Origin of the sequence: Luteibacter anthropi, assembly GCF_011759365.1 — a bacterium.
Classification (GTDB): domain Bacteria; phylum Pseudomonadota; class Gammaproteobacteria; order Xanthomonadales; family Rhodanobacteraceae; genus Luteibacter; species Luteibacter anthropi.
In genome coordinates this window covers 230,361-256,271 of the sequence record NZ_JAARLZ010000004.1, presented here as the reverse complement: position 1 = coordinate 256,271, position 25,911 = coordinate 230,361, and the positions used below count along the sequence as shown (strand labels likewise).

Annotated in this window: 25 protein-coding genes; 11 read left to right on the top strand and 14 right to left on the bottom strand. The window is 64.9% G+C overall.

Annotated elements, in window-relative coordinates; all coding sequences use genetic code 11:
- Positions 1-6 precede the first annotated feature (6 nt).
- The 5 genes from sufD to HBF25_RS09165 are packed head-to-tail and all read right to left on the bottom strand — an operon-like array spanning position 7 to position 4,454.
- Positions 7-1,323: a Fe-S cluster assembly protein SufD gene (gene sufD / locus HBF25_RS09185; RefSeq protein ID WP_166947629.1), complete on the bottom strand. Its 1,317-nt coding sequence runs from the start codon at positions 1,321-1,323 to the stop codon at positions 7-9.
- Positions 1,320-2,105, bottom strand: a complete 786-nt coding sequence (gene sufC / locus HBF25_RS09180) for a Fe-S cluster assembly ATPase SufC (protein ID WP_166947958.1) — start codon at positions 2,103-2,105, stop codon at positions 1,320-1,322. Before sufC ends, sufD begins: the two co-directional genes overlap by 4 nt.
- Before the next feature lie 20 nt (positions 2,106-2,125).
- Positions 2,126-2,527 carry an ACT domain-containing protein gene (locus HBF25_RS09175; protein ID WP_166947627.1) on the bottom strand — a complete coding sequence of 134 codons (402 nt, stop codon included), beginning with the start codon at positions 2,525-2,527 and terminating at the stop codon, positions 2,126-2,128.
- A complete protein-coding gene (gene sufB / locus HBF25_RS09170) occupies positions 2,527-3,987 on the bottom strand; it encodes a Fe-S cluster assembly protein SufB (RefSeq protein ID WP_166947955.1) in 1,461 nt (486 codons plus the stop codon). The genes HBF25_RS09175 and sufB overlap by 1 nt, the downstream gene beginning before the upstream one ends.
- A 14-nt stretch (positions 3,988-4,001) precedes the next feature.
- Positions 4,002-4,454 (bottom strand): SUF system Fe-S cluster assembly regulator, encoded by a 453-nt coding sequence (locus HBF25_RS09165; protein ID WP_166947625.1) that lies wholly within the window; start codon positions 4,452-4,454, stop codon positions 4,002-4,004.
- A gap of 403 nt (positions 4,455-4,857) precedes the next feature.
- Here HBF25_RS09165 and HBF25_RS09160 point away from each other — a divergent pair, with 403 nt between their 5' ends.
- The 7 genes from HBF25_RS09160 (at position 4,858) to HBF25_RS09130 (ending at position 14,170) form a co-directional block, all read left to right on the top strand.
- Positions 4,858-6,201, top strand: coding sequence for a TolC family protein (locus tag HBF25_RS09160; RefSeq protein WP_166947623.1), 1,344 nt, complete (start codon positions 4,858-4,860; stop codon positions 6,199-6,201).
- The gene (locus HBF25_RS09155) at positions 6,201-7,334 is read left to right on the top strand and encodes an ABC transporter permease (protein ID WP_166947621.1); all 1,134 of its coding nucleotides are present in this window, start codon (positions 6,201-6,203) and stop codon (positions 7,332-7,334) included. Before HBF25_RS09160 ends, HBF25_RS09155 begins: the two co-directional genes overlap by 1 nt.
- The gene (locus HBF25_RS09150; RefSeq protein ID WP_166947619.1) at positions 7,331-8,107 is read left to right on the top strand and encodes an ABC transporter ATP-binding protein; all 777 of its coding nucleotides are present in this window, start codon (positions 7,331-7,333) and stop codon (positions 8,105-8,107) included. The genes HBF25_RS09155 and HBF25_RS09150 overlap by 4 nt, the downstream gene beginning before the upstream one ends.
- Positions 8,104-9,024, top strand: coding sequence for an efflux RND transporter periplasmic adaptor subunit (locus tag HBF25_RS09145; RefSeq protein WP_166947617.1), 921 nt, complete (start codon positions 8,104-8,106; stop codon positions 9,022-9,024). Before HBF25_RS09150 ends, HBF25_RS09145 begins: the two co-directional genes overlap by 4 nt.
- A 146-nt stretch (positions 9,025-9,170) precedes the next feature.
- Positions 9,171-9,509 carry a P-II family nitrogen regulator gene (locus HBF25_RS09140; protein WP_166947615.1) on the top strand — a complete coding sequence of 113 codons (339 nt, stop codon included), beginning with the start codon at positions 9,171-9,173 and terminating at the stop codon, positions 9,507-9,509.
- Complete coding sequence (locus tag HBF25_RS09135; RefSeq protein WP_166947613.1) at positions 9,499-10,806, top strand: ammonium transporter; 1,308 nt, start codon at positions 9,499-9,501, stop codon at positions 10,804-10,806. The genes HBF25_RS09140 and HBF25_RS09135 overlap by 11 nt, the downstream gene beginning before the upstream one ends.
- A gap of 325 nt (positions 10,807-11,131) precedes the next feature.
- Entirely contained in the window at positions 11,132-14,170 is a 3,039-nt protein-coding gene (locus HBF25_RS09130) for a TonB-dependent receptor (protein WP_166947611.1), read from the top strand.
- Positions 14,171-14,395: 225 nt separating this feature from the next.
- Here the strand turns inward: HBF25_RS09130 and HBF25_RS09125 are convergent, their stop codons facing one another.
- Positions 14,396-15,673, bottom strand: coding sequence for a nucleotide sugar dehydrogenase (locus HBF25_RS09125; protein WP_166947609.1), 1,278 nt, complete (start codon positions 15,671-15,673; stop codon positions 14,396-14,398).
- A gap of 160 nt (positions 15,674-15,833) precedes the next feature.
- Between HBF25_RS09125 and HBF25_RS09120 the strand changes: the two genes are divergently transcribed.
- Positions 15,834-16,847, top strand: coding sequence for an aminoglycoside phosphotransferase family protein (locus tag HBF25_RS09120; RefSeq protein WP_166947607.1), 1,014 nt, complete (start codon positions 15,834-15,836; stop codon positions 16,845-16,847).
- The gene (murU, locus tag HBF25_RS09115) at positions 16,844-17,524 is read left to right on the top strand and encodes an N-acetylmuramate alpha-1-phosphate uridylyltransferase MurU (RefSeq protein ID WP_166947605.1); all 681 of its coding nucleotides are present in this window, start codon (positions 16,844-16,846) and stop codon (positions 17,522-17,524) included. Before HBF25_RS09120 ends, murU begins: the two co-directional genes overlap by 4 nt.
- A 9-nt stretch (positions 17,525-17,533) precedes the next feature.
- On the opposite strand, the gene HBF25_RS09110 is transcribed toward murU, so the two are convergent.
- The 4 genes from HBF25_RS09110 to HBF25_RS09095 form a co-directional block, all read right to left on the bottom strand.
- Entirely contained in the window at positions 17,534-17,761 is a 228-nt protein-coding gene (locus tag HBF25_RS09110) for a hypothetical protein (RefSeq protein WP_166947603.1), read from the bottom strand.
- Between the two features lie 131 nt (positions 17,762-17,892).
- Entirely contained in the window at positions 17,893-18,891 is a 999-nt protein-coding gene (gene motB, locus HBF25_RS09105; RefSeq protein WP_166947602.1) for a flagellar motor protein MotB, read from the bottom strand.
- A gap of 6 nt (positions 18,892-18,897) precedes the next feature.
- On the bottom strand, positions 18,898-19,752 hold the full coding sequence (gene motA / locus HBF25_RS09100; RefSeq protein ID WP_166947600.1) for a flagellar motor stator protein MotA: 855 nt from the start codon (positions 19,750-19,752) through the stop codon (positions 18,898-18,900).
- Positions 19,753-19,833: 81 nt separating this feature from the next.
- Positions 19,834-21,147 carry a two-component system sensor histidine kinase NtrB gene (locus tag HBF25_RS09095; RefSeq protein ID WP_166947598.1) on the bottom strand — a complete coding sequence of 438 codons (1,314 nt, stop codon included), beginning with the start codon at positions 21,145-21,147 and terminating at the stop codon, positions 19,834-19,836.
- 136 nt (positions 21,148-21,283) lie between these two features.
- Here HBF25_RS09095 and HBF25_RS09090 point away from each other — a divergent pair, with 136 nt between their 5' ends.
- Positions 21,284-21,658, top strand: coding sequence for a response regulator (locus HBF25_RS09090; protein ID WP_166947596.1), 375 nt, complete (start codon positions 21,284-21,286; stop codon positions 21,656-21,658).
- Positions 21,659-21,667: 9 nt separating this feature from the next.
- Here the strand turns inward: HBF25_RS09090 and HBF25_RS09085 are convergent, their stop codons facing one another.
- Complete coding sequence (locus HBF25_RS09085) at positions 21,668-22,003, bottom strand: hypothetical protein (protein WP_208392497.1); 336 nt, start codon at positions 22,001-22,003, stop codon at positions 21,668-21,670.
- A gap of 203 nt (positions 22,004-22,206) precedes the next feature.
- Between HBF25_RS09085 and HBF25_RS09080 the strand changes: the two genes are divergently transcribed.
- Positions 22,207-22,446 (top strand): hypothetical protein, encoded by a 240-nt coding sequence (locus tag HBF25_RS09080; protein WP_166947594.1) that lies wholly within the window; start codon positions 22,207-22,209, stop codon positions 22,444-22,446.
- A gap of 76 nt (positions 22,447-22,522) precedes the next feature.
- On the opposite strand, the gene secF is transcribed toward HBF25_RS09080, so the two are convergent.
- The 3 genes from secF to yajC all read right to left on the bottom strand — a co-directional run bounded on the left by secF (position 22,523) and on the right by yajC (position 25,803).
- On the bottom strand, positions 22,523-23,491 hold the full coding sequence (gene secF / locus HBF25_RS09075; RefSeq protein ID WP_166947592.1) for a protein translocase subunit SecF: 969 nt from the start codon (positions 23,489-23,491) through the stop codon (positions 22,523-22,525).
- A gap of 13 nt (positions 23,492-23,504) precedes the next feature.
- Positions 23,505-25,382: a protein translocase subunit SecD gene (gene secD, locus HBF25_RS09070; protein ID WP_166947590.1), complete on the bottom strand. Its 1,878-nt coding sequence runs from the start codon at positions 25,380-25,382 to the stop codon at positions 23,505-23,507.
- A 67-nt stretch (positions 25,383-25,449) separates the two neighbouring features.
- Positions 25,450-25,803, bottom strand: a complete 354-nt coding sequence (gene yajC, locus HBF25_RS09065) for a preprotein translocase subunit YajC (protein ID WP_166947588.1) — start codon at positions 25,801-25,803, stop codon at positions 25,450-25,452.
- Positions 25,804-25,911 lie beyond the last annotated feature (108 nt).

Sequence of the window (25,911 nt, the reverse complement as noted above, 5' to 3'; positions counted from 1 at the left end):
CCGGACTTATTCGGTGATGCTGGTCGGCAGGTGCGCCACCAGCAGCTCGCCCAGGTGTTCGCGCAGGGCTTCGTTCGGCAGCGACTCCAGCGCGGCACGACAGAACGCCAGCGTAAGCAGGCTGCGGGCCTGCACGAGCGGGATACCGCGCGAGCGCAGGTAGAACAGCGAGCGTTCGTCGAGCTGGCCGATGGTGGCGCCGTGGGCGGCCTTCACCTCGTCGGCGTAGATCTCGAGCTCGGGCTTGGTATCGATTTCCGCCTGACCCGACAACAGCAGGTTCTTGTTGCTCAGCGACGCGTCGGTGCCATCGGCACCTTCGGCGACCACGATGGCGCCACGGAAGACGCCGCGCGAACGGCCGTCCGCAATGCCGCGCCAGAGCGCATCCGATGCCGTATCACGCGCCTTGTGATGGATTTCCAGCTGCGTATCGACATGCTGGCGGCCCGACAGCGCAAACACGCCGCGCGTGTCGAAACGGGCGCCATCACCGAGCACGTCGGCCGTGAGTTCGTGACGTACCAGCGCACCACCCAGTTCCACCGCATGCACGGTCACTTCGGCTTTTGCGTCGAGGCGCACATGGCCGCGACGGACCAGCGTCGTCGAGGCCGCGGCGTCCTGCACGAGCACGAGGCCCAGCGTGGCGCCTTCACGCACGGCGTAATCGGCCACCACGGTGCCCAGCTGCGCACCGTCGCCGGCGGACACGAAATGCTCCACGACATCGGCATGGGCACCCTTGCCCACCTCCACCAGCACGCGCGCATGCCAGGCGGTATCCGGCTGTGCGCCACTGGTGGCGTGAACCACGTGCAGCGGCTTCGCCATGCGCACGCCATCGGCCACGCGCAGCACGAGGCCATCGGTGGCCAGCGCGGCGTTCAGATGCGCGAAGGCATCGGCGGCGCCACGGCGGTAGCGGTTCGCCAGCGCGAAGCGCAGCGGTTCGGGCTGCGCCAGCACGGCGGCAGCGAGCGAGGACAGCTCCACGCCCTGCCCCGCATCGAGCGAGGACAGGTCGGCACGGAACACGCCATCGACGAACACCGCGCGGGCACCATCGAGACCGGGCAGCGTGAACGACGGCAGCGGTACGGAAGCGGCAACACCGGCATCGGCGCGCGCATAGGCACGCTGGGCCAGCGCGCGCAGCGGAGTGTACTTCCATGCTTCATTGCGGGCCTCGGGCAGGCCGGCCTCGGCAAAGGCATCGAGGTTTTCGCGACGGGCCGCGTCGAGCCAGGCGATGCCGCTGGCCGGTACGGTCGCGGCGGCGTCCAGCGCCGCCCGCACGAACGGGGACGGCGCGCTGGTCATGCCGGCGCTCCGGCGAGGTCGGCCTTGCGCAGTTCGGGATGCGCGTCGGCCAGCCACGCGTAGCCTTCGGCTTCGAGCTTCAGGGCCAGGTGCTTGTCGCCGCTTTCCACGATGCGGCCACCGGCCAGCACGTGGACGAAGTCCGGCTCGATGTAGTCGAGCAGGCGCTGGTAATGAGTAACGACGATGAACGAGCGCTCCGCCGAACGCAGGGCATTGACGCCCTCGGCCACCTGCTTGAGCGCATCGATGTCCAGGCCGGAGTCGGTTTCATCGAGGATCGCCAGCTTCGGCTCCAGCACCGCCATCTGGAAGATCTCGTTGCGCTTCTTCTCGCCGCCCGAGAAACCTTCGTTGACGGCGCGATGCAGCAGTTCGTCGGAGATCTGCATGATTTTCAGCTTCTCGCGCACCAGCTTCAGGAAGCGCATGGAGTCGAGTTCTTCCTCGCCACGGAACTTCCGCTGCGCGTTGAGCGCGGCACGCAGGAAGTAGGTGTTGTTTACGCCGGGGATCTCGACCGGGTACTGGAAGGCCAGGAACACGCCGACGGCGGCGCGCTCTTCGGGCTCCAGCGCCAGCAGGTCGCGGCCGTCGAAGGTGACCGAGCCTTCGGTCACTTCATAGCCTTCGCGCCCCGAGAGCACGTTGCCCAGCGTGGACTTGCCCGCGCCGTTGGGCCCCATGATGGCGTGCACCTCGCCCGGCTTCACCTCGAGCGAAAGGCCTTTCAGGATCTCCTTGCCTTCGACGCGGGCATGGAGGTTGTCGATCTTGAGCATGTGCATGGCGGTGCTGTCCATCAGGGCGTCAGGTGCGAGAGCGCGTCGAGCGCGTCGTCGCGGCGGTCCCAGGGCACGAAGATGTGATCGTGCAGGAACGCGGAAACGGGGTTGCAGGGAATGCCGCGCTTCGCGAGCGCGGCGGATACGGCCGCCATCATGCCGACGGCGGTAAGGCTGGATTGCACGCGCAGCGTGATGCAGGCCCAGAGCATGCGTTCGGAGGCGTCTTCTTCCGCATCGACGATGAGCGTGCTGCCCTCGTCTTCACGGAACATCATCAACGCATCGGCCATGCGCTCGCGGGCCTTCTCATGCGAGACATGCAGGAATCGCTTGGGCACCGGATGCAACACCGGGTCCAGCGCGGCCAGCAGCGCGCGCAGATCGGTGAGGCCCGGAGCGGAGCCGACGATGCCCATCAGCCCACGGCACCTTCGAGCGACACCTCGAGCAGCTTCTTGGCTTCCACGGCGAACTCCATCGGCAGCTCGCGGAACACCTGCTTGCAGAAGCCGTCGACGATCATCGACACGGCGTCTTCCTCGCCAATACCGCGCGAAAGGCAATAGAACAGCTGGTCGTCGGAGATCTTCGAGGTGGTGGCCTCGTGCTCGACGATGGCGCCGGGGTTCTTCACTTCCATGTAAGGGAAGGTGTGCGCGCCGCACTTCTTGCCGATCAGCAGCGAATCGCACTGCGTGTAGTTGCGCGCGCCGTCGGCGCCCTTCTCGATCTTCACCAGGCCGCGGTAGCTGTTGGAGCTGCGGCCTGCGCTGATGCCCTTGGCGACGATCTTCGACTTGGTGTTCTTGCCGATGTGGATCATCTTGGTGCCGGTGTCGGCCTGCTGGCGGTGGTGCGTGAGCGCCACGGAGTAGAACTCGCCCACCGAACGATCGCCGCGCAGCACGCAGCTGGGGTATTTCCAGGTGATCGCCGAACCGGTTTCCACCTGGGTCCAGGAGATCTTGGAATCCGCGCCACGGCAGTCGCCACGCTTGGTCACGAAGTTGTAGATACCGCCCACGCCGTTCTCGTCGCCGGGGTACCAGTTCTGCACGGTGGAATACTTGATCTGCGCGCGTTCCAGCGTCACCAACTCGACCACCGCCGCATGCAGCTGGTTTTCGTCGCGCATCGGCGCCGTGCAGCCTTCGAGGTAGGAGACATAGGCGTCGTCCTCGGCCACGATCAGCGTGCGCTCGAACTGTCCGGTGTTGATCGCATTGATGCGGAAGTAGGTGGACAGCTCCATGGGACAACGCACGCCCCTGGGGATGAACACGAAACTGCCGTCGGAGAACACCGCCGAGTTCAGGGCGGCAAAGTAGTTGTCGGCTACCGGCACCACGCTGCCCAGGTACTGGCGCACCAGGTCGCCATGCTCGCGGATGGCCTCCGACATGGAGCAGAAGATCACCCCGGCCTCGGCCAGTTCCTTGCGGAAGGTGGTGCCCACGGACACGGAGTCGAACACCGCATCCACGGCCACGCCGGCGAGTTTCGCGCGCTCATGCAGCGGCACGCCCAGCTTCTCGTAGGTTTCCAGCAGCTTCGGATCCACCTCGTCGAGCGACTTCGGACCCGCCTTTGGCGCCGAGTAGTAGCTGACCGACTGGTAATCGATAGGCGCGATGTCGAGCTTGGCCCAGTCCGGCTCCGGCATGGTCAGCCAGTGACGGTAGGCGGCCAGGCGCCACTCGGTCATCCACTCCGGTTCGCCCTTGATCGCCGAAAGCTGCCGAACGGTGTCTTCGTTCAGGCCCGGCGGAAGGCTGGTGGATTCGATATCGGTGACGAAACCGGCCTCGTAGCGGCGGTTGAGGGCCGCTTCGACTTCGGCGTTGTCGCGCACCGGCGCTGCCACGTCGCGTGTCATGTGTTCGCTCTCGTTCATGCGTTTGCCTGCGCGGTGCTTGCCGCGCTCCCGACCGGCGCCACGGGGCGCCCGGCCAGCATCTGTGCCAGGGTCATGCCGCGCAGCACGCCACCGATGGCCCCGGACACGGACTGCCAGCTGCCGCTGACCCCGCACTGGGACTGCCGGTCGCACTGGCCGTGGGCCATGCTGCATTCGGTCAGACCGATAGGACCTTCCATCGCCTCGACGATGTCGGCGAGGCTGATCGCCTCGGCCGGACGCGCCAGGCGATAACCGCCGTTGACTCCGCGAAACGACTCCACCAGCCCGGCGTGCCCCAGCAGCTTGAGCAGCTTGGACACGGTGGGCAGCTCCAGCCTCGCCTCGTCGGCGATCTGGGCCGTGCTGAGGACGTCGGCGGGGTGCGCGGCGATGCAGGTCATCACCACGGTCGCGTAGTCTGTCAGTCGGCTGACACGGAGCATCGGGGAAGGGGGACAGTTGAAATCAGACCAAAATGGTACTGTTTTCCGTCCCGGCGTGCAACGCGAGGCTGAATACCTGTCGCCGCCATGCTTGAGAATGGAAATAGATCAGCGCATCCTTAGCTTGGCGAAAGCCTGAGCGGTTAACATACGCACCGGACGAGAGGTCCCCACCCGCGGCCCATCGGAACCCGCGTTCCGGATGCCGGCCCAGCCCTCTCGATATCCACTGCCCGAACGCGATTGGCTGGCGATCGCGTCCGGACCCTCATCGTCCTGTACAGGAAGTTACGTGTTCGCTCATTTGTCGCCGTCTCGCTGTCCGGCAGACAGGAACCAACGTAAACCCGGCGCAAGGCGCCTCCTGCTTAGGGCCTCGATGACGGCGCTGACGATAGCTGTCATGACAGCCTGCGCCAGCGTGCAAACCCCCGACCTCAAGCCCGACCTGCCCAGCCAGTGGCGCAATGCGACGCCCGCCGAAGGCGGTGCCGCAACGCCTGACCTGCGTGGCTGGTGGCACGCTTTCGGCGACTCCCGGCTCGATGCCCTCGTCGATGAAGCACTGAAGACGAATCTCGATCTCCAGCAGGCCGCCGAGCGCATCCGCGCCGCACGCCTGATGGCGCGGCACAGCGGCGACCGCTTCCTGCCCAACCTGCATGCCCGCACCAACGACGCGATCGATCCCGACGCCAGCGCGTCGTTCTTCATCGCCGGCTTCGATTCCACCTGGGAGCTTGGCCTGTTCGGCGCTCACAAGGGCGCGAAGCGCGTCGCCCAGGGCGACCTGGAAAACGCCGAGGCCTCCCTGCAGGGTGCGCGTGTGTCGCTGGTGGCCGAAGTCGTGCGCCAGTGGATCCAGCTGCGCGCCGCGCAGCAGCAAGAAGCCGTGCTCCAGCGCACCGTCGATGCCCAGGCAGAACAACTGCGCCTGCTCGAAGTGCGCCAGGGACTGCGCCTGGCCTCCACCCAGGATGTCGCCCAGGCACGCGTCGCCCAGGCACAGGCCCGTGCAACGCTTGCCGATCCTCGCAAGGCCATCAACGCCAGCGCACAGCAACTCGCCTTGCTGCTCGGTCGTTCCGAACCCGATGCCGCATGGCTCGAGGCCGGCGACCTGCCGCAGCTGGGCGAGCTGCGCGTTGCCACCGCGCCTGCCGACCTGGTCCGCACGCGGCCGGAAATCGTGGCCGCCGAAGCCAACGTGCTGCGCAGTGCCGGCGAACTGGGCCTGACCCGCGCGCAGATGTATCCCAATCTACAAATCGGCGCGGCCATGCAGTGGTCCACCGATATCACCAGCTATCGGCATACGCGGTCCCGCGGCATCGTTTCGCTTGGCCCGATCATCGACATTCCCCTGTTCGACTGGGGCAATCGCGTTGCCGCCGCGCACGCGAAGGGCTACGAACTCAAGGCCGCCGTGCTGGCTTACCGGCAGGCGGTGTTGCAGGGCGTAGCCGAAGCCGAGACCGCCATGGGCGACCTGCAACAGTCGTCCGAGCGCGAACAGGCCAGCATCGAGGCCGTCACCGCATTGCGACAGGGTGCGGATGCCTTGCAGACCCGGGTGGGCCTGAAGCTCGCCAGCCCGCTGGATGCACGCCAGAGCCAGATCGAAAGCGACCATGGCGAACTGGCCCTTCTCCAGGCCCGCGTGGAACGCGACCTCGCCTATGTCTCGCTCTACAAGGCCCTGGGCGGCGCGCCGCTGCCGCCGCATCCGGCCGAAGGCGAGCACTGATGGTCGCCCTCGCCCGCAAGACCCTCATCTACGAATGGCGCCGGTTCCTGCCCGCGATCCTCGCGGTGGGTTTCGCCGGCCTGTTGCAGTTGCTGCAGGCCGCGCTCGTGCTCGGCATCTTCGGCAGCTCCAGCGTCTACATCACCGGATCGTCGGCCGACCTGTGGGTGGGCTACCCCGGCACGCAGAGCGTGAACCTCGGGCGCACCATCGACAACGGCATCGAGATGCACCTGCGCATGGACCCGTCCGTGACGAAGGTGGAGCCGTTCCAGTGGGTGGATTCCGACTGGCGCGGGCCGCAGGACACGGGCGGCGTCTCCGTCTTCGTCTCCGGCATCGACATCCGCCCTGACGGCATGATGTTCTCCAAGGCGCTCTCGCCTGCACTGCGCGCGAAACTCGCCGAGCCGGACGCCGTGATCGTGGATCGCGCCGACCTGGACAACCTTGGGGTCGGCATCGGTGGCGTCGCCGCCATCAATGGTCATCGCGTGCGCGTGGTGGGCGTGAGCCGGGGCCTGCGCGCCCTGGGCGGCGTCAACATCGTCACCTCGCTGGAAACCGCCCGGCGCATCGACACCACGCCGGGCGACGGCAACCGCACCACGTATTTCGTTGCCCGCGTTGCCGATCCGTCGCAAGCCAGTGCCGTGGCCGAACGCCTGGAAGGCGCCAACTCGTTCGGTCGCTACGACGTCTGGACGGCCGACGACTTCGCCCACCAATCGCAGATGTACTGGATGCTTGATACAGGCGCCGGTGCAGGCGTGCTGTTCCTTGCCGGCATCGTCTTCCTCGTGGGTGCCGTGATCACCAGCCAGACCCTGGTCGCCGCCGTCGTGGGTTCGGTGCGCGAATACGCCACGCTGAACGCCCTGGGCGTCGGCGTGGGCGCCCTGCGCCGCGTGGTCATGGAGCAGGCTTTCTGGGTCGGCGCCATCGGGCTGGTCGGCAGCATGATCCTCGGCGCATTGTTCCTGTTCGCCGCACACCATTACAGCGTGCCCGTGGCGCTCAGCCCCGTGGCCACGCTTGCCTGCCTCGGCCTCGTCATGGGCCTGGCCATCGTCTCGGGACTGGCCGCGATGCGCAGCCTGCGCCGCGCCGACCCTGCCACCCTGCTGCGATGAATGCGATGAACACTCCGGCATCCACGCGCGGCATCGCCCTGCAGGCCCGCGGCATCCACAAGTCGTTCGTTTCCGGGCGCGTGCGCAGCAGCGTGCTGCGCGACCTGTCGATCGACATCGAGACAGGCGAACTCACGCTGATCTCGGGCCCCTCGGGCTGCGGCAAGAGCACCCTGCTGGCGATCCTCAGTGGCTTGCAGCCGCCCGACGAAGGCAGCGTGCACGCGCTGGGCGAAAACCTCTGCGACTACGACACCCGCAGGCTCGAACGCTTCCGCCTGCATCACACAGGCTTCGTGTTCCAGGGCTTCAACCTGTTTCCGGCGCTGAGCGCGGTCGAGCAGGTGGAACTGCCCCTGCACTACCTTGGCCTCGCTCCCGGCGAAGCCAGGAAGCGCGCGGTGCAGTCGCTCGAAGAAGTGGGCCTGGGTCCGCGCATGCGCCTGCGCCCTTCGGAGCTTTCCGGCGGCGAGAAGCAGCGCGTGGCCATCGCCCGCGCCCTGGCCAAGGAACCGGAACTGCTGTTCGCCGACGAACCCACCAGCGCCCTGGATGCCGCCAACGGCCAGATCATCATCGACATCCTGCACCGCATTGCCCGCGACCACGGCACCACGGTGCTGTGCGTCAGCCACGACCCACGACTGGTCAGCCACGCCGACCGCGTGCTGACGATGGAAGACGGACGCATACTCAGCGATCGTCGCCAGCAGGGCCCCCTGCGTCCGACTACCGGGCACGCCGCGCCCGGCACCGAGGAATCCGCTCCATGAATGCCCGTCCTCTCCTCTCGCTTGCCGCCCTCGCCACCGCGCTGGCCCTGGCGGCGTGTTCGCACAACGACCCGGCTCCGGCGGCCGCGACCGCAGCCACACCGGCCTACGCCGCCATGGCACGCGGCCGCGTCGATGTCGAAGGTGGGCTGGTCAACCTCGCCATGCCGCGCGAAGGCATCGTTACCGAGGTCAGTGCGCATGAGGGCGACAAGGTCCGCAAGGGTCAGTTGCTGGCTGTGCTGGATACCGAGCCGGCCAAGCTGGCGGTCAGTGCCGCCGAGGCCGAGCAGGCGCAGGCCCAGGCCCAGGTCAAGCAGCTGGAAGGCCGTCTGAAGGCGGCCCAGCTACATGCGAAGCGCCTGACGGATGCCGCCAGCGCCGGTGCCGGCGACGGCCAGAGCGCAGACGACGCCCACGCGGGCGCCGCCCAGTTGCAGGGCGAGCTGGAAGCCGCCCGCGCCAACGTAGCTCTGACCACCCAGAAGCTCGCATCGGCCCGCTACGACCTGGCCCAGCACAGCCTGCGCGCGCCGCTGGCCGCCGAGGTCGTGAAGCGCTCCATCCAGCCGGGCACCAGTGTTTCCGCGCAGTCCGGTGCGGCCTTCATCCTGCTGCCGGAACGGTCGAAGATCGTACGTGCCGAGCTCAACGAGTCGTTCGTCGGCAATGTCCACCCGGGCATGGTCGCGCAGATCCTCGACGACAACGGCAGCGACCAGACACCCATCGCCGCCCACGTGCAGCGCATCGGTGCCGTCTTCAGCGCCAGCACGCTGGAGGAAGATCCCACCGTTCGTGCCAACTCGCGTGCCGTGGATTGCATCCTCACCCTCGACAATCCGGACGGCCAGGCGATGCGCATCGGTCAGCGCGTGCTGGTGCGTTTCGTCAACGATGAGAAGGCCGCCAAGTAACCCCTTGCACCAAGGGCGGGCGATCAACCTCCCTCATATGGTGCAAATCATTTCACCTTGAGCCGCCGTGCGGCGGTGCACAAGGCGCGATCCGCTGGCACGCATCCTGCTGAGCCTCCCGTAGTCCAGATACGGGAGGCGCTGTCATGAAGTGGATCAACGCGATCATCAAACCATTCACCCTGGACGACGTACGTGAAGCCCTTGCCGAGGTGGGCGTGCAGGGCATGACGGTAACCGAGGTGAAAGGCTTCGGCCGCCAGCACGGACACACCGAGCTGTATCGCGGCGCGGAATACGTGGTGGATTTCCTGCCCAAGCTCAAGATCGAGATCGCCGTCACCGACGAGCAGGTGGAGCGCGCCATCGAGGCCATCAGCGGAGCCGCCCGTACCGGCAAGATCGGCGACGGCAAGATCTTCGTGATGGAGCTTGAGCAGGCCATCCGCATCCGCACCCAGGAGGTGGACGCCGATGCGCTTTAAATCCCTGATCACCCTCCCCTGCCTGCTTCCCGCCCTGGCCCTCGCCGCTCCTGCAAAGCTGGATTCGGGCGATACCGCGTGGATGCTCACGGCCACGATGCTCGTGCTGCTGATGACGATTCCCGGGCTGGCCTTGTTCTACGGCGGCATGGTCCGCGCGAAGAACCTGCTCTCGGTGCTGATGCAGTGCTTTGCCATCACGGCGCTGGTCACGGTGCTGTGGGTGGTCTATGGCTATTCGGTGGCCTTCGACACCACCGGCATGGCCGCAGGAACAACCGGCTGGCATTCCTTCGTCGGCGGCCTCGGCCACGCGATGCTGGCCGGGCTGAAGCCCGACAGCCTGTACAACACCGTGCCCGAAGCGGTGTTCGTGATGTTCCAGATGACCTTCGCGATCATCACCCCGGCGCTCATCGTGGGTGCCATTGCGGAACGCATGAAGTTCTCCGCCCTGCTGCTGTTCACTGCCCTGTGGTTCACCGTGGCCTACCTGCCCGTGGCGCACATGGTGTGGGGCGGCCCAGGCGCCTTCCTCGGCGACCTGGGCGTGCTCGATTTTGCCGGCGGCACCGTGGTGCACATCAACGCGGGCATCGCCGGCCTGGTCGGCTGCCTGGTGATCGGCAAGCGGCGCGGCTATCCGCACACGCCCATGCCGCCGCATAACCTGGGTTACACCCTGGTAGGCGCCAGCATGCTCTGGCTGGGCTGGTTCGGCTTCAACGCCGGCTCCGCCGTGGCGGCCAATGGCAGCGCCGGCATGGCCATGCTGGTGACCCAGATCGCCACCGCTGCCGCAGCGATCGGCTGGACCGTCGTGGAGTGGCTCACCCACCGTCGCCCGAGCGTACTGGGCATTGCTTCCGGCGCCGTGGCAGGCCTCGTTGCCATCACGCCCGCCGCCGGCACCTGCGGCCCCGGCGGAGCGCTGGTGCTGGGCCTGATCGCGGGCGTGGTGTGCTTCTTCTGCGCCACGCGGCTCAAGCGTCACTTCGGCTACGACGATTCCCTGGACGTGTTCGGCGTGCACGCGGTGGCCGGCATCGTCGGCGCCCTGCTGACCGGACCACTGGCCGCGCCCGTACTCGGCGGCTTCGGCTCCGTGACCGACCTTGGCCTGCAACTGTGGATCCAGTGCAAGGGCGTGGCCTTCACCGTGGTCTACAGCCTCGTGTCCACGTGGATCATTCTCAAACTCGTGGATGTCATCGTGGGCCTACGCGTGGATGAGGAACAAGAGCAGGTAGGCCTGGATATCGCCCTGCATGAGGAGCGGGGCTACAACCTGTCCTGATACCCGCTTCCGGGCAGATAACGAATTGCAGGATTTTACGAGGCCGGCAGGAATGCCGGCCTTTTTACGTGGCTGACCGCGTTGAGAATATGCTCATTTTCGGCAGAATCATGCCTGAGATATAACTGTCACAACAGATTCACAAGAATTTGACAATCGCAAAATGTTGCTCTAGAACAGTCATAGCCTGACGTTCTTCATCTGTCGCTGGGTAGGTCGACAGCCGAAGTAAACGGGGCATCCACGCGGCATTCCCCCATGGGCGCCGCTCATCTGTTCATCGAATCGGGGCCCTGCGCGGCAGGGTCCGGTAGGGGCTTTTTGCATGTTTTATTCCTCTCCCGTCCGCAGCATCCTGCGTCCCACCGCTCTCGCGCTCGCCCTCGGGCTGGCGGTGGTCGGTACCGCTCACGCGCAGTCGAATGCTTCGGGCGTCGTCTTCGGTCGCATTGCGGCTGGCCAGGGCAACGTCGTACACCTGGAAAATCTCGACACGGGCCTGACCCGCGACATCAACGTCGATGGCGAAGGCCGCTACCGCGCCTCGTCGCTGCCGATCGGCCGCTACAAGATCTCGGTCCTGCGCGACGGCACCACCGTCAGCAGCCGTGACAACGTCACCGTGCAGGTCGGCACCGGCGTCGATGTATCGTTCGCCGCTGAAGCCGCTTCCTCGTCGTCCGCCCACGACCTCGAAGGCGTGCAGGTCACCGGCAACGTGCTGCCGTCCATCGACGTTTCGTCGGTCGATTCGCGCACCGTGCTCACCTCCGAGCAGCTGCAGAAGCTGCCCATCGCCCGTGACGTCACCTCGGCCGCCCTGCTCGCCCCGGGTGCCGTGGGTGGCGACGGCCGTTACGGCAACGTCGCCTCGTTCGGCGGTTCGTCGGCAGCGGAAAACCAGTACTACGTCAACGGCTACGCCGTGACCAACGCGCTCACGGGCCTGGGCCTCACCAGCCTGCCCTACGACGCCATCGACCAGCAGCAGATCTACACCGGCGGCTATGGCGCAGAGTACGGCCGCTCCACCGGCGGCGTGGTCAACATGATCACCAAGCGCGGCGGCAACACCTGGAAGGCCGGCGGCCAGATCGTCTACACCCCGAGCGGCCTGCGCGACTCCCCGCGCGACATCTACCTGGTCAACGGCACGCTCTACCAGGACCGCCACAAGAACAAGAGCACGGGCACCGAATACTCGGCCTACGTCAGCGGCCCGCTGATCAAGGACAAGCTGTTCCTCTACGCTACCGGCGACTTCATCAAGACGGATGGCTTCACGCGCGCCTCCACCGCCGCGCCGACCGACATGAACTGGGTCACCAAGACCAGCCGCTGGCTCGCCAAGATCGACTGGAACATCTCGGACAACCACCTGCTTGAGCTCACCGGCTTCAGCGACAAGACCACCGAGAAGGACCAGATCTACGGCTACAGCTACGCCACCGGCCAGCGCGGCGCCTACCGCGGCTCGATCAGCACCAAGAACTACGGCACGGCCGGCGCCACCCCGGGTGGTGACGTCTATATCGGCAAGTACACCGGCTACCTCACCGACAACCTCACGGTGAATGCCCTGTACGGCCGCAGCGTGTCCGACCACGTGCAGAGCACCAACAGCATCGGCGGCGAATGCCCGCTGATCAGCGGCAACTACACGCAGAACGGCAAGACCGTCTTCCCGCCCAGCTGCTACCTGCAGGGCCAGATGATCGCGCCGGGTGCCAAGGACAAGACTCACGGCTGGCGTCTCGACGTCGAGTACCGCCTGGGTGACCACGACATCCGCGCCGGTCTCGACAACCAGACCCTCGAATCCTTCGCGGGCAACTTCTACGAAGGCCCGGATTCCGGTCGCGCCAAGGGCGGCGCCTATTACTGGTCCTACGGCGACCTGAAGAAGAACCCAGACGGCACCTACGCCCGTACGGTGGCCGGCTACCCGGATGTGCTCTTCCCCCAGGGCACCACGAAGTACGTCCAGCGCGTTTACTACTACGCCGCGTCCAACGTGAAGACGGTACAGGAAGCCCAGTTCATCGAAGACCACTGGCAGATCAACGATCGCTGGCTGGCTTACGTCGGCCTGCGTAACGAGCAGTTCAAGAACATCAACGGCAACGGCGACGTCTACGTGAAGCAGCGTCACCAGCTCGCCCCGCGCCTGGGCCTCACCTGGGACGTCTACGGCGACTCGTCGCTGAAGATCTACGGCAACGCCGGTCGCTACCACCTCGCCATCCCGTCGAACGTGGCCGTGCGCGCCGCGTCGGGCTCGTACTTCCTGCGCCAGTACGGCACCTTCGACAGCGTCGATCCGGTGACCGGCGTGCCGGTCGGCTTCAAGCCCAACGGCAGCGAATATGCCTCCAACGGTCACGACGGCACGCAGCCCGACCCGCGCACCATCGCCGCCAAGGGCATGGGCGCGTACTACCAGGACGAATACATCCTGGGCTTCGACAAGATGCTGGACAGCGAGTGGGTGGTCGGTGCCAAGGCGACCTACCGCAAGCTGAAGAGCTCCATCGACGACTTCTGCGACTCGCGTCCGTTCTCGAACTGGGGCAAGCGCAACAACGTCGACATGAGCCACGCCACCATCTCGGGTTGCTACCTGTTCAACCCGGGCAAGAGCAACACCTTCCAGGTAGACATGGACGGCAAGGGCAACTACCGCGACGTCACGCTGACCAAGCAGGACTTCACCAACAACGGCGTGGGCTTCCCGGACCTGAAGCGCCAGTACTACGCGCTCAACCTGTACGCCGAACACCAGTTCAGCCAGAAGTGGTACGGCAAGTTCGACTACGTGTTCTCGCGTAGCTACGGCAACTCCGAAGGCATGCTGAAGTCGGACATCGGCCAGCGTGACCCGTCGGTGACGCAGGACTGGGATGCACCGGAAATCATGGTAGGTTCGAACGGTCCGCTGCCGAACGATCGCAAGCACCAGTTCAAGGCGTACGGCTACTACCAGATGACCCCGGAATGGCTGTTCAGCGCCAACCTCACGGTGGCGTCCGGTCGTCCGGTGAACTGCATCGGCGTGGCCCCGGGTGACCCGATCCGTTACGGTGCGTCGTACTTCTACTGCGACGGCAAGGTGTCGCCGCGTGGTTCGCGTGGCCGCCTGCCGTGGACGGAACAGCTGAACATCGGTGCCGAGTACCGTCCGGCGTTCGCCGATCACAAGCTGGGCTTCAACATCGACGTGTTCAACGTGTTCACGCAGCAGCGCAAGACCAGCGTGATCGAAGTGGGCGAAAGCGCCGCCGGCGCCCCGGTGGTGACCTACATGCGCCCGATCACCTTCTCGACCCCGCGTTACTTCCGTTTCGCGGTGCGCTACGACCTCTGATAACAATCACTACGACATCGGCGCCGTGCGACTCTCCCATCGCACGGCGTCTCCTCCCCTTATTGACCCGGCTGAGAAGCCGGGTCTTTTTTCGCAGCCCTTTGTAGGAGCGCGCCTTGCGCGCGACCGGTTTTCGCGATCACCCGGTCGCGCGCAAGGCGCGCTCCTACAGGGTTATCGTAAGTTGATCGCTGGTGTCGAAACCAGGTCGGTCGTCCCGCGTCTTTACAAGCGCCCGTCCACGGCATCCTGCGGAAGCACCGATTTCACGTCGTAAAGCACGGCACCGGGCTTGCCGAACGCACGAATCCTTTCCGCGCCGAAATCGCGGAACTCGTCATGCGCCACGGCCACGATCACCGCGTCGTAAGCGCCCTCATCGAGGGTCGTCACCGGACGTACGCCATACTCGCGATCGCACTCGTCGGCTTCGACCCACGGATCGTAGACATCGACATCGGCCATCGACTGGCGCAGTTCACGCACGATATCGATCACCCGCGTATTGCGCAGGTCGGGGCAGTTTTCCTTGAAGGCAAACCCCAGCACCAGCACGCGCGCATCCACGATATGCAGGCGTCGCTCGCTCATGAGGCGGATGACGCGGTCGGCCACATAGGTACCCATGCGGCTGTTGATACGTCGTGCGGCGAGAATCAGCTCCGGGTGATACCCCGTGACTTCCGCCTTGTGCGTCAGGTAGTACGGATCGACGCCAATGCAGTGGCCGCCAACGAGACCCGGACGGAACGGCAGGAAATTCCACTTGGTACCGGCGGCTTCCAGCACTTCGCCCGTATCGATGCCCAGGCGATTGAAGATGAGGGCCAGTTCGTTGACCAGGGCGATATTGACGTCGCGCTGCACGTTCTCGATGACCTTGGCCGCTTCCGCGATGCGGATCGAGGACGTCTTGTGCGTACCGGCGCGGATGATCGTGCGGTACAGCGCGTCGACGCGGTCGGCCGCCGCGGGCGACGAGCCCGAGGTGAGCTTGCGGATGTCGATCACGCGGCGCGCATGGTCGCCCGGGTTGATGCGCTCGGGGCTATACCCGCAATGAAAATCGACATTGAACGACAGCCCTGAACCGGCCTCCAGGATCGGTACGCAGATTTCTTCGGTCGTGCCCGGATACACGGTCGACTCGAAGATCACCAGGTCGCCGCGCTTCAGCAGGCCGCCCAGCATGCGACAGGCGCCTTCCAGCGGAGAAAGATCCGGCCGCTGGGCTTCGTCGATGGGCGTAGGCACCGTGACGATATAGACGTTGCAGCTGGCGAGATCCGCCAGCTCGCCGCTGTAGCGAAGGCGGGCGGCCGTGGCGAGCGCCTGCCCATCCACTTCGCGCGTGTGGTCGCGACCTTCGCGCAGTTCGGCCAGGCGGTTCGGATCGATATCGAATCCGAGGGTATCGAAATGTCTGCCGAATTCGACGGCCAGCGGCAGGCCGACATAACCGAGACCGATGATGCCGATCCGCGGATCAGGGGTAAGAGCCATGAGGCGCCCGGGCTTCCAAAAGAAACGAAGCGTACACGCCGGAGCGCCGCCTTAGTACCACCAGACGGGGGAGCCCGGCCCCTGCGGCGCCACGACCCGGCTATGACAGTGACCGGCAAACCCTCTAAGCTCGCGCCCCACATCCGCTACGATCCGCTGCATGACCGCCACCGACGATCGCTCCGCCGCGCGCCTGGCCTGGGCCCGCCACGCCACCGGCCTGCCCTCCCTCGACCTGGAACCCGCCTCCGCGGACGCCAGTTTCCGCAGCTACTGGCGCGGCTACGTCGACGGCCAGCCGGTCATCGTGATGGACTCCCCGCCAGAGAAGGAAAACCCCGCCCCCTGGGTGGAGATCGGCAAGCGCCTCCATGGCGCCGGGCTGCATACGCCGACGGTAATGGTGGCTGATCTGGAGCAGGGATTCCTGCTCATCGAGGACCTCGGCACCCGCACCTTCCTGCCCGAGTTGAACGAGGGCACGGTGGATGCACTTTACGGCGAAGCGCTCGACGCGTTGCTGCGCATGCAGATGCACGTGGATACCAGCGGCCTGCCCGCCTTCGACCACGCCTGGCAGACCATGGAAATGGAACTGATGCCCAGCTGGCTGCTGGAAAAGCATCTTGGTGTATCGCTGGCGTGCGGCGACTGGGATGTCATCGAGAATGCGTTCAGCACCATCATGCGCACCATTGCAGAGCAGCCTCGCGCCTTCATGCATCGCGACTACCACAGCCGCAACCTGCTGGTGACGGAAGAACGCTCTCCCGGTGTCATCGATTTCCAGGGCGCCATGTCGGGCCCGATCACCTACGATCTCGCGTCGCTGCTGCGCGATGCCTACATCGTATGGGACAACGAACAGGTGGAAGGCTGGGTCGAGGCGTATCGCCTGCGCCTGCTCGATGCGCGCATGCTCGACGAAACGGTGGACACCGACCGTTTCCGTCGCTGGTTCGACCTTACCGGCCTGCAGCGTCACATCAAGATTCTCGGCCTGTTCTGCCGGCTTTGTTATCGCGACGGCAAACCGGGCTACCTTGCCGATCTTCCCCGTGTACTGCGATATGTACTGGACACGGCGCGGCGTCATGCCGATACGGCGCCGCTCGCCGATCTCATCGAAGCGAAGATTGGCGGACGCGACATCCGGATGGCCAACCCGGCATGAGGCATGCACTCATCCTGGCAGCGGGGCGCGGCGAACGCATGCGTCCGCTCACCGATGCCACGCCCAAGCCGCTGCTCGAGGTGCATGGCAAGCCGCTGATCGTGCATCACATCGAGAAGCTTGCGGCGATCGGCGTCAACTATATCGTCATCAATACGGCGCATCTCGCGGACCGGTTTCCCGAAACACTGGGCGATGGTGCGCAATGGGGCGTGCGTATCCGCTATTCCTATGAAGGGCCGGAACCACTGGAAACCGGCGGCGGCATGCTCAAGGCACTTCCGCTGCTGGGCACCGCGCCATTCATCGTGGTGAGCGCGGATATATGGAGCGATGTCGATTACGCCACCTTGCCGCATGAGCCCGATGGCCTGGCCCATCTGGTGATGGTGCCGAATCCGGCGTTTCATCCGGAAGGCGACTTCTCGCTATACGCAGGTCGCCTGCATGACGAAAACGCACCCGCCGGCGCAGAGCGACTGACGTTCGGCAACATCGGCGTCTATCGTCCCGCACTGGTGGCGGGTGAAGCACCCGGCGCGTTCAAGCTGGGTCCGATGTATCGACGCGCCATCGCGCAAGGGCAGCTTTCCGCGGAAAAGTACACGGGATTCTGGCGCAATGTGGGTACGCCGGCGCAGCTGGAAGAACTGCGCGATATCGTCGCAGGCAACTGATCCGCTACGTCACGGCACCGATTCCGCGGCCAGCTCACGCAATCGCTCGCGACCCAGCGCAAACGCTTCGTTATAAGCGCTGGTGACATCGGGATGATCCACCGCACCATCACAGGCATCGATTTCTTCACCGATGTGATCGAGGATACGGTAGCTCGAACGGTAGAACACGTGGCCTTCATCGCCGTGATGTTTTACGGCTTTGGCCACCACACGAAACTTGCTGTGATTGTCCACTGCGGTTTTCCTCCCCCAGGCAACCGATACTGACGGGGGAAGATGACCGTTGCAAGTGGCGGTCGTTGCGGGCCGAAGACGGCACGATCACGGCCGATGGCGAATGGACGTCCATTCGTCAGTCAGGCCACTCAGCCGTTGTGTGCCATCCGCAGAGACACCGCGGCCGTGCCGATCGGAGGAGCCGTCGCTGCGGGGTCACCACGGGCTCCGGCCTGGGAGCCGCCCTGTGCCCGCGGTGTATCCGAAGGCGCGGGCTCACCGGCCACTTCGGCCGCGGCCCTGGCCGCCTGCTGGGTCATCACCACGATGCTGATGCGACGATTCACTGCCGATGACGGATCGGTCTTGTCAAAGGGTACGGACGCGGCAAGGCCCACCACGCGGGCGACTTTTTCCGCCTGCATGCCGCCTTCCACCAGGGTGCGACGCGCCGCATTGGCACGGTCGGCGGACAGTTCCCAATTGCCATAGGCACTGTCGGCACGGACATACCGCGCATTGTCCGTATGTCCTGAAATACTGATCTGGTTCGGCACCTGATTGATGAAGCCGGCCAGTTCGTGAAGGATCTGCACGGTGTAGACCTTCAGCGCGCCGCTGCCCGTATCGAACATCGGACGGTTCTGCTTGTCGACGATCTGGATGCGCAGGCCTTCGGACGTGATATCGAGCAGCAACTGATCCTTGTAGGGAGCCATGGCCTGGCTCTTGGCGATGGCGTCCTCGAGATCCTTCATCAGCTGTTCGAGGCGTTTCTTTTCCTTCTCCTTCGCCAGGCGATCCACATCGGCGTCGGTGGGCTTGGCAAACGCCTGCTGGTCGCCCGGACCCTTGGGCAGGTCCATCGCGCCGCCGAGCTTGATCATGCTCGTGCTCGCCCCACCCGGCCCCAGTTTTCCCGACGGCGCCATGGTGGATTGCCCCTGCGTCATACTGGGATTCTTGAAGTATTCCGACACGGCGGCACGCTGCTGCTTCGTACCCGCGCCCACCAGCCACATCACAAGGAAGAACGCCATCATGGCCGTGACGAAGTCGGCATAGGCGACCTTCCAGGCACCGCCATGGTGACCATGGCCGCCCTTGCGCCGACGCCGGATGATGACAACCTGCTTCAGCTCGCTCATGACGACTTACCGGGCACCCTTCAGGTGCGTTTCCAGATCCTGGAAGCTCGGGCGCGAGCCCGAGTGCAGCGACTTTCGTGCGAATTCCACCGCCACCATGGGGTTGTAGCCGCGAAGGTTGGCCATCAGCCCGACCTTCACGCATTCGAATGCCTTGCCGTCGGTGTTCACCCGCGACTCCATCGCGGCCGAAAGCGGCCCGATGAAACCATAGGACAGCAGGATGCCCAGGAAGGTGCCGACCAGCGCGCCGGCGATGTGCAGGCCAATCATCGCGGTGTCACCCTCGATGGCCTGCATCGTGATGACGATACCCAGCACGGCCGCCACGATGCCGAAGCCCGGCAGCGCGTCAGCCATCTTCTGCACCGCCAGCGCCGGTGCCAGCGCCTCGTGGTGGTGGGTTTCCAGCTCCACTTCCAGCAGCTGCTCCAGCTCAAGCGGGTCCATGCTGCCGCCCACGATCAGGCGCAGGCAGTCGGTGATGAAATCGATGAGGTGGTGTTCTGCGATCAACCTCGGGTACGCGGAGAACAGCGTGCTGTTCGCCGGGTCCTCGATGTGGGCCTCCATGCCGAGCTGCCCTTCCTTGCGCATCTTGGTGAAGATGTCATAGAGCAGGGACAGCAGGTCCACGTAATCCTGCTTACGGTACTTCGGCCCCTTGAACAGGGCCAGGGCTTCGCTGGCGGAGCGCTTCACGATATCCAGCGGGTTGGCGCTGATGAACGCACCCAGGGCCGCGCCGAAGATGATCAGCAATTCGTAAGGTTGCCACAGCGCCCCGATGGTGCCGTGCGAAAGAACATAGCCACCCAGCACCGAGACCAGGACGATAATCGAACCGATAATGACCAACATGACTTCACTTCCTCCCAGTCGTTTCCGTTATCGGCTGGTTGCTCGCCAAATTGAGGAATTCCATCACGATTTGTCCATGAATCACTCCGCCAGTGTGAGCGGTCCCGGATACCTTGGGAAAACGAGCCGAATCCGCGTGCCGATTCCCGCCTCGCTCTCGATCTCCACCCCGCCGCCCACCTGTGCCATGGTGCCGTAGACCTGGGCCAGTCCGAGGCCGGAGCCCCCTTCCTTGGTGGTGAAATAGGGCTCGAACAGGCGCTGGCGAACTTCCTCGGGCATGCCGCCGCCGGTATCGGCCACGCTCACGTACACCTGCACGCCCGAAGCTGATTCACGCAAGGTGCGTTCATGGGGCAAGGCCGCCGGGCGTTCACCCAGTTCGATCCGGATGTCGCCTGCATTGCCCATCGCATCGCGTGCATTGAGGCACACATTCATCAGGGCCTGCTCCAGCGCGTGACGATCCGCCCAAACGGGCAGCGCCCCGTCCCGCCGTTCGATCCGTATCCCTACCCGCCCGCCCATGGCATGACGTGCGAAGTCGGCGAAGCTGTTCACCAGCTCGCCCAGTTCCACCGGCTCGGCGCGCTCCGGCTGGTTGCGGGCGAAGGCGAGCAGACGCCGGGTGAGGGCCGTGGCGTGGCGGGCTCCCTCCATCGCATAGGAGAGCATCCGGCCCTGACGTGGCGTGAGGTTGGTGGCCTCGTCTTCCAGCCCGGACAGGCTGACGATGACCGTCTGCAACATATTGTTGAAGTCGTGGGCGACGCCGCTTACCAGTTGCCCGATGGCATGCTGTTTTTGTGCCTGGCGGGCGCTGGCTTCGGCCAGGTCGAGGGCACTATGGGCCATGTCCAGCTGCTCGCGTACACCGGCAAGACGGCTCTCCGCATCCTCCCGGGCGCCGTGCTCGGACTCCAGGCGCTCCAGCAAGGTGCCGTAACGCGTGGATGCACTGAGCGAACGGGCCACGGACTCGTTCAGGCGGTCCTGGAGCAATTCGTTGATGGATTCCAGCGCTGTCTGCAACTGCACCCGCTCGGTGACGTCACGACTGATGACGATGAAGTGATCCAGGACATCGCCCGCAACCACCGGCGCCACCATCACTTCCCACCAGCGGGATGCTCCCAGCGTGGTTTCGCGGACGCTTACGAAGTCCACGCGATCACCTGTCGCGGCACGATCCAGCGCCCGCGCCACCATGTCGCGCGCCTCCACAGGCCACAGATCGACCCAGCGGCGACCGATAAGCCGCTCCGGGCCATCCGGCGCCAGCGCAGCACACCCCAGTCCCGATACGAACCGGATCACGCCATCACGATCCAGTTCTTTCATGCAGTCGGCCGACGCCTCGACGAATTGCCGGTACCGTCCTTCCCAGTCGCTCATGACTCGCCCGCCGTTCGTCTGCCCCCTGAACACCTCTATCACGCAACGCCGGCCCTTCACCTGTCAAGCACCACTCTCACGCCATCCCGACACATGGAAGCGGACAGTGCTATCGAAGTTCTCGCATGGAGCCGGCATGGCCACCAAAGGACCCGTTCTGGTCGTCGAAGATGATCGCAACGTCCTCGACATCACCAGTTTCGTCCTGGAGACCGCGGGATACGACGTGCTTACCGCGATGAACGCCCGCGAGGCGCTCGTGGAGCTGGGCCTGCATCGGGAGATCCTGCTCGTGCTCACCGATGTGAACATGCCCGGCGACATGGACGGCATCGAGCTCGTTCGCGAACTTCGGCGCCTGGGCAATCCGGTGCGCTGCGTGGTGGTGTCGGGCGACGCGTTCCACGCCGCCGACCGTCTGGGCGATCTGGCCCCGTTCCTGCCCAAGCCTTACGACCGGCGCAGCCTGCTGAAGGCCGTCGAAGACGCGATGCGCACCACCCATCACTGAGCGCAGGGTTCAGTCCTTGCCCTCGTCCTCGTCGTCCTCATTCTCACCATCGTCTTCGTCGCCCTCTTCGCCGGGCCCGGCACCGGGCCGGTCGTCGTCAAAACCGGTTTCTCCCTCGGCGAAGACCGGCGTGCCTTCTTCATCCACCTCCAGGACAAGCCCGAGCGCCTTTTCAGCGGCTTCGGCGGCCACCGATTCCTCCCGGAAGCTGCGGTTGTCGTAGACGGTGAAGTAGCTGGGAAACCCGCTCGCGACGGGGTGGGAGGATATAAGCGCCTTGAAGCGGCTCCCATCCCTGGTGGCGCTGCTGCGAAGTGTGAAACCGGGAAATGAGCGCTCAGCCATCGATGGGGACCTCAAAAAGAAAAAAATTCAAAGCAGGCAGGAATTTGCCATTCGTCCTGCAAGAAGCACATGAAAATAGCAAGGGCATCGTTCAGGTTTTTGGCACTTGCCGCGCAAGTTTTTGTAGGGTATTTCCTACATCAAGCACCGTCACGCATCCTTCACGCGGTGTGACACGAAACAAACAGGGGCAGCTGAACACCATGAACGTCACCACCACCACGTCGCCATCCCGGCGCCTGGCGTGGGCCGCCGCCGCCATCCTCGCGATCGTCGGCCTCGTTGGCCTGGCGCTTACGCCGAGGGTAGCCGCCGCGATTCCTCGCACGGCGATCCAGATGGTATACGCCTGGTTGTGCGCTTCACTCGTCGGGTCCGCCTATGTCGTGGTCACTCTGGCCAACGACACCGAAGGCGCCCTCGAGGATGGCGACGACCACTGAATCTCAGGGACGAGGTCGTGACCGCAAAGAAAAACCCGCCGATGGCGGGTTTTTCTTTGCCCGGAGACACGCCCTGTTACGGGCGACGCTCCAGTTCCGGATCTTCCTTGGTGCGCGGCATGAGGTCCTGCTTGGACACGCCCAGCCACAGGAGGATCGGGCTGGCGACGAAGATGGACGACAGCGTGCCCACCAGGATGCCGATGAGCATCGTGATGGCGAAGCCGTGAACCACCGGGCCGCCGATGAAGAACAGCGCCGCCATGGTGATACCGGTGAACAGCGAGGTGATGATGGTTCGCGACAGCGTGCTGTTGATCGAACGGTTCAGCACTTCTTCCGGCGTGGCGTTGCGGCTGGACCGGAACAGTTCGCGAACACGGTCGAACACCACCACCTTGTCGTTGATGGAGTAACCGACCACCGCCAGCACCGAGGCCAGCACCGTCAGGTCGAACTCGCGCTGGGTCAGGGCGAAGATACCCAGGGTGACCAGGACGTCATGCACTTCGGTCGCCAGCGCGGCGATCGCGAAACGCTTCTCGAAGCGGATCCACAGATAGCCCATGATGCCGACGATCACGAAGATCACGGCCACGATGCCGTCGCTACGCAGTTCCTCGCCCACCTGCGGGCCAACGAAGGAGTAGCTCTTCATGGTCGCGTCGGGACGGCCCACCTTGATGGCGGTGACGACGTCGGCGGCTACCTTGGAAGCCACCTCGTCACCCTTTTCGTTGGTGGCTGCCTGCTTGCTGTCATCCTTGGGCTGGAGGCGCACCGTGACTTCACGATTGCCACCCACGGCCTGCACCAGGGGATTTTCCAGGCCATTCTTTTCGAGGGCCACGCGGACGTCATTGGTATCGACCGGATGATCGAAGGCCACCGACACAGCCACGCCGCCCAGGAAGTCCTGCCCGTAGTTGAAGCCGCGCACGCCGATCAGGGCCAGCGAGGCAACCATCAGCAACACCGCAAGGCCGATGCTGTACTTGCGCAGGCCGAGGAAGTTGAAGTTCGAGTTGTGATTGAAGATTTCCATGGCGTCCCTCCCGTCAGACCGACAGGGTCTTGAGCTTGCGGCCGCCGTGGATCAGCGCCGTGATGGCATGGGTCACCGTCACCGACGTGAACATCGAGGTGAGGATACCGATGAAGAGCGTGACGCCGAAGCCCTTGATCGGGCCCGAGCCCATGGTCATGAGGCCGAGCGCTGCGAGCAGGTGGGTGACGTTGGCATCGAGAATGGTGGCCCATGCCTTGTCGTAACCCGTGCGGATCGCCGCCAGCGGCGACGAGCCGTTACGCAGTTCCTCTCGGATACGTTCGCAGATGAGCACGTTGGCGTCGATCGCCATACCCAGTGTCAGCACGATACCGGCGATGCCCGGCATGGTGAGGGTCACGTGGATCAGCGACATCACGGCCACGAGCAACACGAGGTTGAAGAACAGGGCGATGTCGGCCACCAGGCCGAAGAGCTTGTAGTAGATGGCGGCGGCCACGAGCACGAGGCCCAGGCCCAGCATCACTGCCTTGAAGCCCTTGTCGATGTTGTCGGCGCCCAGGCTGGGGCCGATCACGCTTTCACCCACGATATCGATGGGCACGGCCAGCGAACCGCCGCGCAGCAGCAGGGCCAGTTCGGAGGCTTCCGAGTCCGACGGCAAGCCGTTGGTCTGGAACTTCTTGCCGAAGGGGCTGCTGATGTTGGCGTAGTTGATGACTTCCTCGGTGATCTTCGGCGTCTTCACTTCCTTGCCGTCGACCATCTTGGTTTCGGTGGTGCGCGTGATGTACAGCACCGCCATCGGCTTGCCGACGTTGTTGTTGGTGAAGTCCTGCATCTTGCGCGCACCAGCGGCGTTGAGCGTGACGCTCACGTTCGGCGAACCGTTCTGCTGGTCGCGGCCCGAGGTGGCGTCGATCAGCTCGTCGCCGGTGGCGATGATGGACTTGCTGAGCAGGTAGGGGCGCTGGTGATCGCGATCCCAGTAAAGCTTGGCATCGGGCGGGATGTTGCCCGAACGGGCTGCGTCGAGCGCCTGCTGCGGCGTGTAGAGGCCCGCGCGGTACTGCAGCGTGGCCACGGCGCCGATGATCTTCTTGGCTTCGACCGTGTCCTGCACGCCCGCCAGTTCCACCACGATCTGGTTGGCGCCCTGCTGCTGGATCAGCGGCTCGGACACACCCAGCGCATTGACGCGCTGGCGCAGCGTGGTGAGGTTCTGCGTGATCATGGCCTGCGACAGCTCGCGGAGCTTGGCCGGCTTGATCGTGGCGTTGATGGTGAAGCGGTTGCCGCTGGATGGACCGTCGGCCACCTGCAGCTCGGGGTAATCCGTGCCGATCAGCGCGGCAGCCTGCTGGCGGTCGGCATCGGTGCGCAGCACGAGGTTCACGCCCTGGCCGCGCGCATTGCGGTTGACCGAGTCGTAGTTGACCTTCTTCTCGCGCAGCAGGGCGCGGATGTCGTCGGTGTAACGGGTTTCCTGCGCGTCGACCACGGCGTTTGGGTCGACTTCCATCAGGAAGTGCACGCCACCCTGGAGATCGAGGCCGAGCGGCATCGAGTTCGCGCTGATGGCCTGCAGCCAGCCCGGCACCGTGGATGCCTGGTTGAGCGCCACCGTGTAGTCATCGCCCAGGCCCGTACGCAGCGTCTCGGACGCCTTCGACTGGGCGTCGGCATTACCGAAGCGGGCGAGCAGGCGGCCTGCCTTGTCGTCGACGTCGATCGACGAGGGCGGCACCTTGGCGGTGTCGAGCAGGGTCTGGATCTTGCTCTTGAGGGAGGCGTCGACCGCGGCACCGCGGTTGCCGGAAACCTGCACCGCCGGCTGCGGCGGGAAGACGTTCGGCAATGCGTAAACGATGCCGAACAGCAGCACGATCACGACCAGCGCGTACTTCCAGCGTGGAAAATCACTCATGTATTACGTTCCATGAAGGCGGCCGGGGAAACCGGCCGCGGCTGACGCTCGGGTGAGGACAAGGCCCTCAGGACTTCTTCAGGCTGCCCTTGGGAAGCACCTGGGTGATCGAGCCCTTCTGCACCTGCACGACGGTGCCCGGGGCGATCTCGACACGGACGAAGGATTCGCCGACGTCTTCGATGCGACCGGCCATGCCGCCGCTCATCACCACCTCGTCGCCCTTGGCGAGGGCGGACAGGAGCGCGCGGTGTTCTTTCTGCCGCTTCATCTGCGGGCGGATCATCATGAAATAGAAGATGCCGAACAGCACCGCCATCATGATGAGCGGGGAAAGGCCGAGGGCTCCGCCCTGCTGAGCGCCGGCGGTGGCGCCGGCGGCGCCCTGCTGTGCAACGGTGGCAAACGTCGTAAGGCTCATCGGATTTCTCGCAAGTCATGGAACGATCAAGGAAAAGCGACCGTTCACGTAAAAAGATCGTGGATTATGCCACGCGCCCCGGCGGTAATGAACCGCACCCCGTCACGG

Bases quoted from the DNA above. Each gene is read 5' to 3' on its own strand.
- sufD (WP_166947629.1), bottom strand. From the start codon at position 1,323: ATGACCAGCGCGCCGTCCCCGTTCGTGCGGGCGGCGCTGGACGCCGCC.
- sufC (WP_166947958.1), bottom strand. From the start codon at position 2,105: ATGCTCAAGATCGACAACCTCCATGCCCGCGTCGAAGGCAAGGAGATC.
- HBF25_RS09175 (WP_166947627.1), bottom strand. From the start codon at position 2,527: ATGGGCATCGTCGGCTCCGCTCCGGGCCTCACCGATCTGCGCGCGCTG.
- sufB (WP_166947955.1), bottom strand. From the start codon at position 3,987: ATGACACGCGACGTGGCAGCGCCGGTGCGCGACAACGCCGAAGTCGAA.
- HBF25_RS09165 (WP_166947625.1), bottom strand. From the start codon at position 4,454: ATGCTCCGTGTCAGCCGACTGACAGACTACGCGACCGTGGTGATGACC.
- HBF25_RS09160 (WP_166947623.1), top strand. From the start codon at position 4,858: ATGACAGCCTGCGCCAGCGTGCAAACCCCCGACCTCAAGCCCGACCTG.
- HBF25_RS09155 (WP_166947621.1), top strand. From the start codon at position 6,201: ATGGTCGCCCTCGCCCGCAAGACCCTCATCTACGAATGGCGCCGGTTC.
- HBF25_RS09150 (WP_166947619.1), top strand. From the start codon at position 7,331: ATGAATGCGATGAACACTCCGGCATCCACGCGCGGCATCGCCCTGCAG.
- HBF25_RS09145 (WP_166947617.1), top strand. From the start codon at position 8,104: ATGAATGCCCGTCCTCTCCTCTCGCTTGCCGCCCTCGCCACCGCGCTG.
- HBF25_RS09140 (WP_166947615.1), top strand. From the start codon at position 9,171: ATGAAGTGGATCAACGCGATCATCAAACCATTCACCCTGGACGACGTA.
- HBF25_RS09135 (WP_166947613.1), top strand. From the start codon at position 9,499: ATGCGCTTTAAATCCCTGATCACCCTCCCCTGCCTGCTTCCCGCCCTG.
- HBF25_RS09130 (WP_166947611.1), top strand. From the start codon at position 11,132: ATGTTTTATTCCTCTCCCGTCCGCAGCATCCTGCGTCCCACCGCTCTC.
- HBF25_RS09125 (WP_166947609.1), bottom strand. From the start codon at position 15,673: ATGGCTCTTACCCCTGATCCGCGGATCGGCATCATCGGTCTCGGTTAT.
- HBF25_RS09120 (WP_166947607.1), top strand. From the start codon at position 15,834: ATGACCGCCACCGACGATCGCTCCGCCGCGCGCCTGGCCTGGGCCCGC.
- murU (WP_166947605.1), top strand. From the start codon at position 16,844: ATGAGGCATGCACTCATCCTGGCAGCGGGGCGCGGCGAACGCATGCGT.
- motB (WP_166947602.1), bottom strand. From the start codon at position 18,891: ATGAGCGAGCTGAAGCAGGTTGTCATCATCCGGCGTCGGCGCAAGGGC.
- motA (WP_166947600.1), bottom strand. From the start codon at position 19,752: ATGTTGGTCATTATCGGTTCGATTATCGTCCTGGTCTCGGTGCTGGGT.
- HBF25_RS09095 (WP_166947598.1), bottom strand. From the start codon at position 21,147: ATGAGCGACTGGGAAGGACGGTACCGGCAATTCGTCGAGGCGTCGGCC.
- HBF25_RS09090 (WP_166947596.1), top strand. From the start codon at position 21,284: ATGGCCACCAAAGGACCCGTTCTGGTCGTCGAAGATGATCGCAACGTC.
- HBF25_RS09085 (WP_208392497.1), bottom strand. From the start codon at position 22,003: ATGGCTGAGCGCTCATTTCCCGGTTTCACACTTCGCAGCAGCGCCACC.
- HBF25_RS09080 (WP_166947594.1), top strand. From the start codon at position 22,207: ATGAACGTCACCACCACCACGTCGCCATCCCGGCGCCTGGCGTGGGCC.
- secF (WP_166947592.1), bottom strand. From the start codon at position 23,491: ATGGAAATCTTCAATCACAACTCGAACTTCAACTTCCTCGGCCTGCGC.
- secD (WP_166947590.1), bottom strand. From the start codon at position 25,382: ATGAGTGATTTTCCACGCTGGAAGTACGCGCTGGTCGTGATCGTGCTG.
- yajC (WP_166947588.1), bottom strand. From the start codon at position 25,803: ATGAGCCTTACGACGTTTGCCACCGTTGCACAGCAGGGCGCCGCCGGC.